At 45.0% G+C, this 13,218-nt stretch carries 9 protein-coding genes and 1 other annotated feature; of the genes, 4 read left to right on the top strand and 5 right to left on the bottom strand.

Annotated features, from left to right (window positions below; translation table 11 throughout):
* Positions 1-82 precede the first annotated feature (82 nt).
* Positions 83-562: a GAF domain-containing protein gene (locus ACXQIQ_RS17865; RefSeq protein ID WP_439301034.1), complete on the top strand. Its 480-nt coding sequence runs from the start codon at positions 83-85 to the stop codon at positions 560-562.
* Positions 563-611: 49 nt separating this feature from the next.
* Here ACXQIQ_RS17865 and megL read toward each other — a convergent pair whose 3' ends face one another.
* Positions 612-1,862 carry a methionine gamma-lyase gene (megL, locus tag ACXQIQ_RS17860; RefSeq protein ID WP_439301035.1) on the bottom strand — a complete coding sequence of 417 codons (1,251 nt, stop codon included), beginning with the start codon at positions 1,860-1,862 and terminating at the stop codon, positions 612-614.
* 311 nt (positions 1,863-2,173) lie between these two features.
* Here megL and rpsD point away from each other — a divergent pair, with 311 nt between their 5' ends.
* On the top strand, positions 2,174-2,776 hold the full coding sequence (rpsD, locus tag ACXQIQ_RS17855; protein WP_439301036.1) for a 30S ribosomal protein S4: 603 nt from the start codon (positions 2,174-2,176) through the stop codon (positions 2,774-2,776).
* 575 nt (positions 2,777-3,351) lie between these two features.
* Here the strand turns inward: rpsD and tyrS are convergent.
* Positions 3,352-4,596: a tyrosine--tRNA ligase gene (tyrS, locus tag ACXQIQ_RS17850; protein ID WP_439301037.1), complete on the bottom strand. Its 1,245-nt coding sequence runs from the start codon at positions 4,594-4,596 to the stop codon at positions 3,352-3,354.
* 65 nt (positions 4,597-4,661) lie between these two features.
* Positions 4,662-4,891 (bottom strand) — a binding site (T-box leader).
* Between the two features lie 139 nt (positions 4,892-5,030).
* Here tyrS and ACXQIQ_RS17845 point away from each other — a divergent pair.
* A complete protein-coding gene (locus ACXQIQ_RS17845; protein WP_439301038.1) occupies positions 5,031-7,904 on the top strand; it encodes a transglycosylase domain-containing protein in 2,874 nt (957 codons plus the stop codon).
* Positions 7,905-7,955: 51 nt separating this feature from the next.
* On the opposite strand, the gene ACXQIQ_RS17840 is transcribed toward ACXQIQ_RS17845, so the two are convergent.
* Positions 7,956-8,429 carry a hypothetical protein gene (locus ACXQIQ_RS17840; protein ID WP_439301039.1) on the bottom strand — a complete coding sequence of 158 codons (474 nt, stop codon included), beginning with the start codon at positions 8,427-8,429 and terminating at the stop codon, positions 7,956-7,958.
* Between the two features lie 117 nt (positions 8,430-8,546).
* On the opposite strand from ACXQIQ_RS17840, the gene ACXQIQ_RS17835 reads away from it, so the two are divergent.
* Positions 8,547-9,158, top strand: coding sequence for a CGNR zinc finger domain-containing protein (locus ACXQIQ_RS17835; RefSeq protein ID WP_439301040.1), 612 nt, complete (start codon positions 8,547-8,549; stop codon positions 9,156-9,158).
* Between the two features lie 23 nt (positions 9,159-9,181).
* On the opposite strand, the gene ACXQIQ_RS17830 is transcribed toward ACXQIQ_RS17835, so the two are convergent.
* Together ACXQIQ_RS17830 and ACXQIQ_RS17825 are read right to left on the bottom strand one after the other, a co-directional pair.
* On the bottom strand, positions 9,182-10,036 hold the full coding sequence (locus tag ACXQIQ_RS17830; RefSeq protein ID WP_439301041.1) for an amidohydrolase family protein: 855 nt from the start codon (positions 10,034-10,036) through the stop codon (positions 9,182-9,184).
* Positions 10,037-10,071: 35 nt separating this feature from the next.
* Entirely contained in the window at positions 10,072-13,173 is a 3,102-nt protein-coding gene (locus tag ACXQIQ_RS17825; protein ID WP_439301042.1) for a GNAT family N-acetyltransferase, read from the bottom strand.
* Positions 13,174-13,218 lie beyond the last annotated feature (45 nt).

The raw sequence follows: 13,218 nt of genomic DNA, 5'->3' as shown, positions 1-13,218 counted from the left end.
AAACGCTCGACATATGAAATGAAAGTTTCTACATTATCTGATATGATAAGACTAATTTCTAGGATTGCGAGGGAGAAATGCCATGTTTGACGTCGAAATATACACAGGAAATCGTGAAGAAAACTATCAAATGGTCATCAAACAGTTGAAAGCACTTTTGGAAGGTGAAAAGAACCTAATCGCAAATCTTTCAAACGCCTCTGCTTTGTTGAACCAATTCTTGAAAGAAGTGAACTGGGTTGGATTCTATCTGATGGATGATGGAGAGTTAGTGCTCGGACCTTTCCAAGGGCTACCGGCATGTGTAAGAATCCCGGTCGGTAAAGGGGTATGCGGTACAGCAGTCCAAGAAAAGAAAACGATGCTGGTCGAAGACGTCCACCAATTCCCTGGCCACATAGCATGTGATGCGGCATCCCGAAGCGAGATTGTCGTACCGATCGTGAAGGACGGTACAGTCATTGGTGTACTGGATATCGATAGTCCAGTGACTTCACGCTTTGATGAAGTCGATCAGAAATACTTGGAACAATTCGTTGAAGAGTTGACGTTGCATATATAAGGCATTAAGAAAGGGGGCGAATTACGCCCCCTTTTTTCTATATTGGAGATTAAACGGTTTCGGTCATCCCGCTGTTTTTGTAGAGCTCCAGCGCTTGCTCGAGGTCTGCCCAGATGTCTTCCTTCGCTTCTAGTCCTACTGAAAGACGGATCAAGTTGTCGGTGATACCCATCTTCGCACGGGACTCTTCACCTACAACCGCGTGGGTCATCGTTGCAGGATGTTGGATGAGAGATTCGGCATCACCAAGGCTCACAGCAATCTTGATGAGCTCCATAGAATTGATGAACCTTTGCGCGTCCTTTTTGCCACCTTTGATTTTAAAACTGATGAGTCCACCTGGACGATCCATCTGCTTTTTCGCCACCATATAATCCCGGAACTGTGGATCCCCTGGGTAGTCGACCGCTTCCACCATCGGATGTCCCTTCAATTTTTCATTGATGTAAGCAGCATTTTCACAATGTCGGTCCATTCTGATCGGCAAGGTTTTGAGACCTCTAAGAAGTAACCATGCATCGAAAGGTGACATGATGCCTCCGATGTCTTTTTGAGTCGTGGAAGCAAGGAAGTTGATCGTTTCAGCATCACTGACGACTAGCCCAGCAACAACATCTCCATGCCCTCCGATATATTTCGTCGCACTGTGGATGACGATGTGGCATCCATGTTCAAGCGGACGTTGTAAGTAAGGTGTACAGAACGTGTTATCGATAACAACGGTAATGTTGTGTTTTGCCGCAATTTTACTGACCATTTCAAGGTCGACGAGTGTCATCGTCGGATTGATCGGTGTTTCGATAAAAATGACTTTCGTGTTCGGCTGAATGTGCTCTTCAATGAATTCCGGATCTGTCATCGGGATAAGATCATGATAAATCCGGTACTTTTCTTCCATCATCTGAAGCAGCCCGAACGTACAGCCATAAACGCCTTGTGAACAAAGAATGTGGTCTTCTGTTTTCGTTAGTCCGAGTAATACGGCGGAAACGGCTGCCATCCCCGAACCGAACGCCAGTCCCTTTTCGCCACCTTCTAAGACTGCGATGCGCTCTTCCAACATCTTCACAGTCGGATTGCCAAGCCTCGAATAAATGAACCCTTCCTCTTCTCCTGCAAAACGTTGTTCACCGGTTTCAGCATTAGGAAAAACGAATGTCGATGTCGGATAGATCGGCGGGGCCAACGCACCATGGTGCTGATCCGACGAGTAACCTGAATGTATGACTTCTGTTTCGATCCTCTTTTTCACTTCAGAACACTCCCCTTTTCTGTGTATGTAAACGCTTTCTTTTTTCATCGTACCATATTCTTTTGACATTTTGTGTTACATTATATGGAGGAATATCGAGTATTGTCTGTGCGCTTTGGAAAGGCCCTTGACTAATGTCGGTAAAAGTAATACAATGTTCTTTGTGTAAATTAAGACAGCCATGTGAATTCACGTGAGCCCTCTCATTATGTTCCTTGCAGCTGCGGCTGTTTGCAAGGTGCATCGCGTAACCTCATGCTGTCGAGGTGAGGATGTATGAAAACATAATGAACACGTGAGCGATCACACCGGCACTGTTTTTGTTTCACAACAAAAAATCAGTGAAGGAGGAGTCAATTATGGCTCGATATACAGGACCAAAATGGAAAATCTCCCGTCGTCTAGGAATCTCTCTTAGTGGGACTGGGAAAGAATTAGAAAAGCGTCCTTACGCTCCTGGACAACATGGTCCAAACCAGCGTAAGAAGATGTCTGAATACGGATTGCAACTTCAAGAGAAGCAGAAGCTTCGTCACATGTATGGCATGAATGAGCGTCAATTCCGTAAATTGTTTGATCAAGCAGGTAAAATGAACGGAATCCACGGTGAGAACTTCATGATTCTTCTTGAGTCTCGTCTAGATAACCTTGTTTACCGTTTAGGACTTGCACGTACTCGTCGTCAAGCTCGTCAATTGGTTGGACACGGTCACGTAACTGTTGATGGAAAGCGCGTTGACATTCCATCTTACCGTGTAGCTCCAGGACAAGTAATCGGACTACGTGAAAAGTCTCGCAACCTTGACATCGTTAAGGAAGCTCTTGATGTAAACAACTTCGTACCAGAATATCTTACATTCGACGAAAACAAGCTAGAAGGTTCTTACACTCGCTACCCTGAGCGTTCTGAACTTCCAGCTGAAATCACTGAAGCTCTTATCGTTGAGTTCTACTCTCGTTAATAAGTGCTTTGGAAATGCCCTCGAACCTCGTGTTCGGGGGTTTTTTGTGTCCTATTTTAGCTTCATTAATGAGGTCAAATCCTATTTACGATTGCTAGTGGTGCCTTCTCCTTTTAGCTGTAGTGACTGAATGATATACTTTACAACTTCTCTGGATTCAATATGGAGGAATTTTTTCATTTCGTTAGTTGTGATAGAAGGATTAAATAAAAGAAGATATTCTTGGAGAGCTTTTTTATGGGCATCTTTCGAGGATTTGTTGCAGGAATGACATAACCATTTTCCATAAGATCGTTCCATAGGAAACTGTTCACAATGCGGACATTGTACACCTGTTATGATATCCTCCGGTTCTAAACCGAAGTTTTCGACAAAATCTCTTTCACTCGGTGTATGATGTTTTTGATTAGTCTCTTCAATCGATTTAAGTCTTCGGAAAAAGAACCGTCATCTGACGGTTCTCTCCTTATTAGAAATCACACTCCAAATAGAAAAGAACCGGCCGCAGCCGGTTCTCACCTCATCCTATTCAAAATATTGAAAAGAGCCGCCCCACCGGACGGCTCTCTCCTCATTTATCCTTTAATGACCTTCACGAATTTACGTTTGCCGACTTGGACGATCATGCCGTCTTCGACTGCGACTTGTGCCTGTACGTCGTCGACTTTCTCCTGGTTGATCTTCACGCCGCCGTTCTGGATCATTCGACGGGCTTCCCCTTTTGAGTTCAGCAATCCGAGGTCAACGATCAGCTCGACGATCCACTTCTCGTCTTCACCAGCCCACTCGTGTTCCGGAATGTCATCCGGCAATGCACCTTTCGAGAACACGGTGCGGAAATGCTTTTCAGCAGCAGCCGCTTCGTCATGCCCGTGGTACATCTCGACGAACGTCTTCGCGAGCTTGATTTTCATATCACGCGGGTGCAACTCTCCGCTCTGCACACCCTCTTCGATCGCACGCACCTCTTCAATCGGAAGTGGCGTCGCCAGCTCGAAGTACTTGATCATCAAGTCATCGGGGATGGACATTGATTTTCCAAAGATTTCGTTCGGATGCTCGTCGATTCCGATGTAGTTGTTCAACGACTTCGACATCTTGCGGACACCATCAAGACCTTCAATCAACGGAAGCGTCATTGTTACCTGCTTCTCTTTCCCGTACTCTTCCTGCAGCTGACGGCCCATCAACAGGTTGAACTTCTGGTCTGTTCCGCCGATTTCGATATCACTTTCAAGTGCCACCGAATCGTAACCTTGCATCAACGGGTAGAAGAATTCATGGATGGAGATCGCTTGACCGGACTTGTAACGCTTCTCGAAATCGTCACGCTCCAACATACGCGCGACTGTCACTTTTGCTGCCAGCTCAATTACGTCAGCGAAGTCCAGCTTCGAAAGCCACTTCGCATTGAAATGCACAGTCGTCTTGTCCATGTCGATGATTTTACCGAATTGATGGACGTACGTCTTCGCGTTCTCTTTGATCTCAAAATCCGTCAGTTGCTTACGCGTTTCAGACTTCCCTGTCGGGTCCCCGATACGACCTGTAAAGTCACCAATCAACAATTGGATCTCGTGCCCAAGCTCCTGGAACTGGCGAAGCTTATGCAACGGCACCGTGTGACCGACGTGTACATCCGGCGCGGAAGGATCCAATCCCAACTTCACCTTCAAAGGTACGCCTGTCGCTACAGACTTTTCAATCTTCTTTTTCAAATCCTCTTCCGGTACGATTTCGACAACCCCACGCTGTAGAATGTCCAGCTGGCGTTCAACTTCCAACTGCTGTTCAGGGCTTAACTCAAATTTTTGATCCATGATCCATTCTCCCTTCAATATATGACCGATTTATTTTTTGCATTAAAAAACGTCCCTTTCAATATGAAAGGAACGTGATCGACGCGGTACCATCCTTTTTGAAGCACAACCAAAAAACAGTGCTTCCACCTCAATGAAGATAACGGCTCTTCACCGCCCTTTGCTACTCATAAAATTCTTCACAAAAGGTGCTCGAGGATGTAATTCACATTATCCTTTGTGCTGGTTCACACCGACCACCAGCTCTCTACAAACAGGGAGGATAACTGCTACTTATTCCTGTCATTGCTATGTAAACGTATGAAAAAAGTATAATCATTTTGTATCACAACTGGCACTTAAATGTCAAATAGCAGTCTACAAATGTCGAAGAAAGGTATTCCACTTATTTCGGATGTGCTATAATTAAGGTTGAAATTTAGGGGGGAATGAGAATGGATCACCTAACTTCCTTCATTGAAAAAATCAAGCATTTCATGAAGGTTTTAGATGATAAGAACATATTTAAGTTCAGTCGTATCACTGGAAAAGTGGTTTGGAACTTATTCTTGATCTTATTAGTAATTACTGTTGCCGGTGGATTCTTCGCTACTGGCGTCGGGGCAGGCTACTTCGCCTCTCTCGTTAAAAACGAACCTATCCGTACTTACAATAACATGAAGAATGACATATACAACTATTCAGAGACCAGTAAGATTTATTTTGCAGATGGGACGTTGTTAGGAAACCTACGATCAGACGTCATCCGACAAGAGGTCGGAATCAAGGAAATTTCGCCTCATGTCATTGATGCCGTCATCGCGACGGAAGATCAGTATTTCCATGAACACGAAGGGATCGTTCCGAAAGCGATTGCACGTGCCATCTTCCAAGAGGTGACAGGAGCTGCCGTTCAGACAGGTGGTAGTACACTGACACAGCAGCTTGTCAAAAACCAGATCCTCACACGGGAAGTCTCTTTCGACCGTAAAGCGAAGGAAATGCTCCTCGCATTGCGTCTGGAACGTTATTTTGAAAAAGAAGAAATTCTTGAAGCGTACCTTAATATCGTGCCATTCGGGCGTAACGCTTCCGGCAGAAACATCGCTGGTATCCAAGCGGCTGCCCAAGGTATTTTTGGTGTCGAAGCGAAGGATCTAAGCCTCCCGCAAGCAGCGTTCATAGCTGGTTTACCACAAAGTCCGTTCGGTTACACGCCTTTTACGAACGATGGAAAAGTGAAAGAAAACCTGACGGCAGGTATGACTCGTATGAAAACGGTACTTTCCAGAATGCATACCGGAGGGTACATAACGAAAGAAGAGTACGAGAAAGCACTCGCAACTGATATTACAAAAGAATTCGCTAAGGATACACCAAGTCCATTTGAACAGTATCCTTGGTTGACGATGGAAATCGAACGTCGAGCGGTCAATGTATTGAAGGTCCAATTAGCTGAAAAAGACGGTAAGGATTATTCGGAGTTGACACCGACTGAAAAAGAAAGTTATGCGAAAGCAGCCGACCTCGAATTGAGGAAGAAAGGCTATAAGATCCATACGACCATCAACAAGAAAATATATGACAAAATGCAAGTAGCGAAAACAGAAGTACCTTATGCGAATGATAAATATGAGCCGACAACAGACGAAAAAGAAATGGAAGACGTTGGTTCCATATTGATCAAAAACGATACTGGTGCGATTCTCAGTTTCGTTGGTGGACGTGACTATAACCGGGAAAACTTGAACCACGCGACACAAGCGAAGCGACATAACGGTTCAACGATGAAGCCGTTACTCGCATACGCACCAGCAATGGAACAAGGCATTATCCAGCCAGGTTCGATTATTCCTGATACACCTTTCACATTCGCTAATACGGGAAGTAGTCCTTGGAAAGTTCAGAACTACGGTGGAAGCTACCATGGTTTGGTCACTGCAAGAAAAGCGTTACAGTGGTCTTACAACGTACCCGCAGCAAGAACGTACGTGAAGATGGATCCGCTCAAAGCGACTGAAAACCTGTACGAGATGGGCTTTACGACAATTGGTCAAAACGAAAGATACAATCGTTCCCTGGCACTTGGAAGTCCTACTTACGGGGTAACGGTTGAAGAAACGACAAATGCATATGCAACATTTGCGAACGGCGGTAAGTTCGTCGATGCGTATATGATTGAAAAGATTGACACGAAAGAAGGAGACACCTTCTACAAACATGAATCCAAGTCTGTAGATGTCTTTTCACCACAAACAGCTTGGTTGACGCTCGATATGATGCGTACAGTCTTCAATAGTGGTACGGGTGCAAGTGCAAACCGTTTCTTGAAATTCCGCTCTGACTGGGCTGGTAAGACAGGAACATCACAACAAACGAAAGATACGTGGTTCATTGCAACCAACCCGAATGTCACACTCGGTCTATGGATGGGTTATGATACACCGAAAACCATGTCCGACTCACAACATGGATCCCATACAGTACGTGGAATCCGGGTTTGGTCAGCATTAGCAAATGCGGCTTACGACATTGATCCGAAGCTGATGGATCCAGGTGGAAATCATAAAAGACCTGGCGGAATCGTCAAAGCTTCCTTCTGTGGAATTTCAGGCAAGCTCCCTTCTCCACTTTGTAAAGAAGCAGGGCTTGTTGAAACGGATTGGTTCAACGTGAAGTACTTGCCGAAGTCTGAAGACGACAGTCTCCAACAAGTGAAATACGTCGTAAACTCTCAGGGCAAGAAGTTCAAAGCACTCGGAAACACGCCTGGTGAATTTACAGACGATGGCGTCATGATCAAGGAAGAATACTTTGAACATGTCGACCTCGAAGACGTCATTAAAGACGATTGGGATAACATCATCGGTGAAGAAGAATTGAACGATAACGGTAAAGCTCCTGGTGCTGTTGGCATCAAGAAGAGCGGTAGCAGCCTTACATGGGGTGCATCTGGTGAAAATGATGTCATCGGATATCGCATATATCGTACACCGAATGGTTCGAACAAATATAGCAAGGTAGGCGAAGTGAAAGGCGGAAACGCAACGAGCTTCAAGATTTCCGGAGGAAACTTCACTTATGTCGTACGTGCTGTTGATATTGCTGGTAAAGAATCAGCGAACAGTAACGCGGTAAAAGTTGGGGAAGATCCGAAACCGGAGCCACCACCTGAAGAACCGGAAGATCCTGAAAAGCCGAAGGATCCAAAGCCACCAGGTGATGGAGACGGAGGTGGCGGTGGAGATAAACCTAAGCCACCACCAACGGATCCTCCACCTGGAGATAACGACGGAGACAGCGGCGACTCCAATAGTGGTAACAACTAACAATACGGTAAAAGCTCCAAGGCATTCATTCCTTGGAGCTTTTTTTCATGGCTAAGTCTGGCTAGGTACTTTTAAGGCTTTGATCATTTGGCGGACGGAACCAAGGTGATAGGCAGAGTGAGCGATCGCGCCCAGCAGTCCGTGGGAGGTTTGTTCATCTAAGGTGTCCAATGAATCAATCGACTTCAGGAGTGTGTTGTATTCGTGTTGAAGTTTGTGCTTGAATTCGCTCCATGTAATGGATTCAACCTCTGAAATCTTCCATGATGCTTCCCAATCTTTTGCAGGTTCTTCTCCTCTTAAATAGGAATTCGCAACCCACAAATAGTAACGGGTATGATCGGTTTGAGCAGCGATCGTCGTGCCATGAACGGGTATAGACGCCTGCTCTGCTGTAACGTTCTCAAGTGTTCCGTACAGTCCACTTCTAGGCTTAGCTTCAGTGAACCAACTTGCATTCTTTTCAGGACCATCAAATGTTTCCTTCAACAATGTTTGAACAGCTAACAACATTGGATTCTTCATTGGGTTACCTCCAATTCAATTTTAACCTTCTAAATAGATTTAGATGGTTATAGTGTAGTTGAGTTGTTTATAACTGTCAATATGTATTATGATGGTTATAGAAAAGGAGTTTTCAAAATGTCAGAATCGAACCCTTATATGATGGTTGGAGAACGCTTATGTATGGATTTCATCAATACCGTCAGCTGGCGTGAAAGTGTTGATAAAAGCAGAGATTGGTTTACGAGTTATGCCAAATTGATCGATTGGTCGATCTACGCGCAATTGTTGACTGAAGAGGAAGCGAAAGTCCTTCATCAAAAAGCGGAAAAAAATCCTGCTGCGGCTGCACAAGTTTTAGAGCAAACATTTCAGTTCCGTGAAGGGCTGTATCGGATCTTTAAACGCATTTCCAAACAACAATTCCCTTCGCAAGGCGACATCGAACAGTTCAATACGTTCATCAGCCAATATTATCAAAACTTGCAATTAACCCAACAGAAAGATCAATTCAGATTAGGTTTCCACTATACGACTGAGGACCTCGACATGATGCTCCCTCCCATCTTGCAATCAGCAGTAGATCTACTCGTTTCAAGAAACGAATGGAAACGAGTCAAACAGTGTGAGGGTGATCCGTGTGGCTGGTTGTTTTACGATACGAGCCGGAATCGGAGCCGTCGCTGGTGCTCGATGGCTGATTGCGGAAACCGTGCAAAAGCCCGACGGTTTTACCAAAAAGAAAAGTGACCAGGCATCTGGTCACTTCCCCACTATAAATGCTTCTCGATTTTCGGAAAAACTTTAAGAGCTGTATTGTAGAAAACGTCTTCGTGATATTCTTTCGGGATGATGCTCTTCACAAATTCGATGTACGGCTGTACCGGAATAAGCGGCCAATCGGTCCCGAACAGAAACTTCTTGTAATTGTCCGTGAACGTCAATGCGTGCTTCAAATGGTTGAAAAAGCGAGGAGAGTCTTTGTATCGCTTCAAGTCTTCCGCAGTTCCGACGACCAAACCGGACAGATCCGCGTACATGTTCCGGTTTTTATAAACGACTTCTGCTCCGTCCAATGTCCATGGATCTCCGAAGTGCGCCATGACGAAGTTGATGTCTCGGTGTTCCACAGCCACTTCATCCAGCGTCAATGGATGCGAGTACTTCAACAAGCCTCTCTCAGAATACGTATCCCCCGTATGGAAAACGACCGGTAATCCATATTTACTCGCAATTTTATAAACAGGATCGTACACCTTGTCATGTGCGTAATAACGATAATACCCTAAGTAAATTTTTATCCCGACGACTTTCGGATCTTGCACGGATTTCTCCAATGCCTCGATTGCTGTTTCGTCCAGGTGGTGAGGGTTCACACCCGCACAATAAACGACTGAAGAGGGCAACCGTTCATGCAGATCCATTCCCATCGGAGTTGAAGATGCAGCATCCGGAAATCCTTCCTTCTCCTTTTCCTGCAACCCCATTCCGATGCCTAACACCACATTCGCATCTTCATATTCTTTAATGATGCCTTCATATGAATAATCAAGCTTGGAAAGATCTCTCGCCGTCTCTTTGAAACTTTCGATATCGGAAAAGTGCATATGTGCATCGATGATTTTCATGAATAACCTTCCTTTATAAGAGAGTCAACATGTTTCTAGAATCGAAGTGATTTCAAATCTTCCAGAGCAGAATCCGGAATGACGTTCTCATTCACCATGAAAAAGACCGGCTTTGTAAATATACGTCCTCCGTTTTCCAAATTAAGTTGGGAATTCACTTCAAAGAACATGATTTCCTTGTTGATATAAGTAGTCAGTTGGACACCCACCGTATCGGTCACGATCTGCAATCGGTCATCGCGATCCTCTGAGCCAAACACGACACTACTAGGGAATCGCATTTGCTGCTCTCCTTTTCCGCCGTATAGCTTTTGCCACTGTCCGGAAGCGTTCAGGAGATTGCCCCAGCTCGCTTTCAACTCTTCACTCGGCTTGAAATAGCAATTGGTATCCCAATGTTTCATATTAATATACCGATCAGCATTCTGGATGATTTCCGTCGTGGTGGCAAGGACCGATGAACCTGGTAACATCAAAAAGTACTGATGGTATTCGAATCCTTTGTACTCTTCATGCTTTTCGAGCTTCACGACCACCTTGATGCCTTCCCACTTATTTCCCTTGTTATCTTCAACTGAAACGAATTCTGCCTCCCGTTTCTCCTTCAACAACGAGTTTGCACTGACGACGCGGAGCGCATTGTTCACTCCACCAGCCCACGGGTTCCACCAGGATTTCGGTTGGACTTTCGGGAATGAAGAGTCGAGCCATTCGCCATTGTTGGATTTCAACGAATACAAGCCTGGGTAGAAGTCCGGTGCAACAGAGATCTCCAAGTACCCGTTACTGCACGTATATACATCCATTCCTTCTTTCACTTTCGTCTCGAAGCGAAGTGAGTCTTGCCCTTTTTTCACATAGAGGGCTTTTCTCTTCGTTTCCACCGAGTCCAGCTGAACGCTTGATTCAATAACGCCAATTGAACTCAAGCTTTCCATGTTCACGTGAAATGGATGCTGTTTCACCTTATCTTCTGACTTGAACGATTCTCGGTTCACTACTTTTCCATCCGATAGAAGCTCAATCGTCCCGTTAAAGTAGGCGGCTTTAAAATCTTTCAAACCGACTTCCATCTGATTACCAGCGACGAACGGATTGTGGTCATTGATGGAGAGGTCTAGGTGATCGGTCACCTGAGCGGGCTCAACGCTTTGTTGTTTGGCAAAACCTCGAAATTCCTTCCAATCCTGGAATGCTCCGATTGATAAGTGAATCGGTTTTGTCCTCACGACTTCATTCGCTTTCAACTTACCGATTTCTTTTTCAAAAAAGACGTACCATGAACCGAAGTTGAACTTCAGGTCATCCGGCCAGCACAACCCTCTCGGATCATTAGGAACCCGCGCAAACAACCAGTTTTCTGTGACCGATTTTCCATTCCAGTACTCTGTGAAACAACCGATTGAATCTTTCAGTTCGACGATTTTATCCTCATACGGAAGGACAGCCCGCTCCATGGAATGGTACACGGGAATATTCAGCCAAAGATCCTCTGTTAAATCATCAGAACTCGTATTTTCCAACTCGTAATGCTGTTCCACCAATCCTTCAGCAAACAACTTCGCGACAGCATGCAATCGGATTCCTTCAAAGGCTCTGGAGGTGTATGTCGCACGATAACCGACGGCATTTTCCTCTTCGAAAAAGACCACCTGATTCGCACGTAACCTCGCAAACTCTTCCGAGAAAGGCTTTCCGAGCTTCGGATACATAAGAGCAGACTCTTGTTCCTCAGCTGAGTGTTTTCCGGGTTCCACCCAGTTGTTGAACTTCTTCAACCAGAGCTGATATTGTCCATTGTATAAGTGATAAGCGTCTTCACTTTCTCCAGCAAACTTCGTGCCGATGCCTTTGAACGCAACGCCCAGCTTCTTCTTAAAAGTCGTGGTCGACCCATCTGGTTTTGTTGCTGTGACCACTACTTCAGGTGAGTAGAATCCATGCTTTTTCAGCGTATATTCAATAGGGATTGAGCATCTCGACTTCGGCTGCAAGGTTACCTCGATTTTCTTCCGCTCCGTATCGAAGAGCTCTGTTTCAGGTAAAGGAAACGAAAACGTAACAGGCTCTTTATAGTTGTTTTCGATATTTATATAAAAGCATGAAGTGGACCCTTTATAAGTGAGATTTTCTTTCGCATGACTGGACACGTTCGCAGGGAATTTCGGCATCAGGCCGATTTTGAACTGCGCTTCTTTTCCATTGATGAGAAGCTTCGTATTCACAGTCGGATGTGTCCGCCAAATACTTTGCTCTTCTTCAATGGCATCTACGTAAAAAGGAGCTTCTACGATCTCTTCCTCTTTCACCTCAATATAATCCTTCGACAAATTAAATCGGATATTTTTGTGATTTGAACCTTGCAATGAAATCGTCAGTGGCTTTCCTGACTTATTCTTAATATGGTAGCGAATCTTATACTCTGAACCGAATACGAGCTTGAAATCTTCTAAACTCGCATCAATCCTGTAATCATCTGTTTCTATAGAACGAAGTCCGCGACCGAATCGTTCGAATTCCATTTTCAGCATCTGACCACGGTTCGACCAGGAATACTCGTAAAAATGGAAGTCATTCTCCTTACGCCCGTCCGGTTTCACTTCGATTGCTCTTGTACTCGCTTCGTACCAATTCAGGTCTTTGAAGAATTCTTCAACGGCTTCGGTATGTAAAACAGTCGGCATGAAGTTCATCAAGTGCGTTGTGTCATCCCGGTCCTCCCAGAAGAATCCGCATTTTTTATACAGTGGTACTGCCTTCGTATTTCCAGGCCAAGTGTACAGGTCGAGCCTCGGCCATTTCAGCTCGATTACACGCTCAAGTGCTTTCAACACGAGCTTCTTCCCGATCTTTTTGCCATGATAGTCGTCACGTACGTTCAATAACGGAATGTATAAAGCACCTTCGTCCTCACGGTACTCACTCAACCCGCAATAGCCCACGACTTGGTCACTATCTAAAGCCAGGTATAGGTTCAGGTTGGTCGAGTTGGCTTCTTGCTTCAACACTTGTTCTTCGGTCTGGACCGTATTGGAGCCGCCCCAACCGTCGCGACTTTTATTCCACATTTCTGCGACAGCCGCTGCATAGCTTGGATCGTATTCTACAATTTTGATTTGTTCAACTGCCTGACTCATCGTATCCCCCCAAGTCCTTCACTAACTTTCAGACTTTTATGATTA

It is taken from the genome of Pseudalkalibacillus sp. Hm43 (genome assembly GCF_054170705.1).
This window is presented reverse-complemented; position numbering and strand designations above follow the sequence as displayed.

What these genes read in the sequence shown, in the direction of transcription:
- ACXQIQ_RS17865 (WP_439301034.1), top strand. Translation starts at nt 83, where the DNA reads ATGTTTGACGTCGAAATATACACAGGAAATCGTGAAGAAAACTATCAA.
- megL (WP_439301035.1), bottom strand. Translation starts at nt 1,862, where the DNA reads ATGAAAAAAGAAAGCGTTTACATACACAGAAAAGGGGAGTGTTCTGAA.
- rpsD (WP_439301036.1), top strand. Translation starts at nt 2,174, where the DNA reads ATGGCTCGATATACAGGACCAAAATGGAAAATCTCCCGTCGTCTAGGA.
- tyrS (WP_439301037.1), bottom strand. Translation starts at nt 4,596, where the DNA reads ATGGATCAAAAATTTGAGTTAAGCCCTGAACAGCAGTTGGAAGTTGAA.
- ACXQIQ_RS17845 (WP_439301038.1), top strand. Translation starts at nt 5,031, where the DNA reads ATGGATCACCTAACTTCCTTCATTGAAAAAATCAAGCATTTCATGAAG.
- ACXQIQ_RS17840 (WP_439301039.1), bottom strand. Translation starts at nt 8,429, where the DNA reads ATGAAGAATCCAATGTTGTTAGCTGTTCAAACATTGTTGAAGGAAACA.
- ACXQIQ_RS17835 (WP_439301040.1), top strand. Translation starts at nt 8,547, where the DNA reads ATGTCAGAATCGAACCCTTATATGATGGTTGGAGAACGCTTATGTATG.
- ACXQIQ_RS17830 (WP_439301041.1), bottom strand. Translation starts at nt 10,036, where the DNA reads ATGAAAATCATCGATGCACATATGCACTTTTCCGATATCGAAAGTTTC.
- ACXQIQ_RS17825 (WP_439301042.1), bottom strand. Translation starts at nt 13,173, where the DNA reads ATGAGTCAGGCAGTTGAACAAATCAAAATTGTAGAATACGATCCAAGC.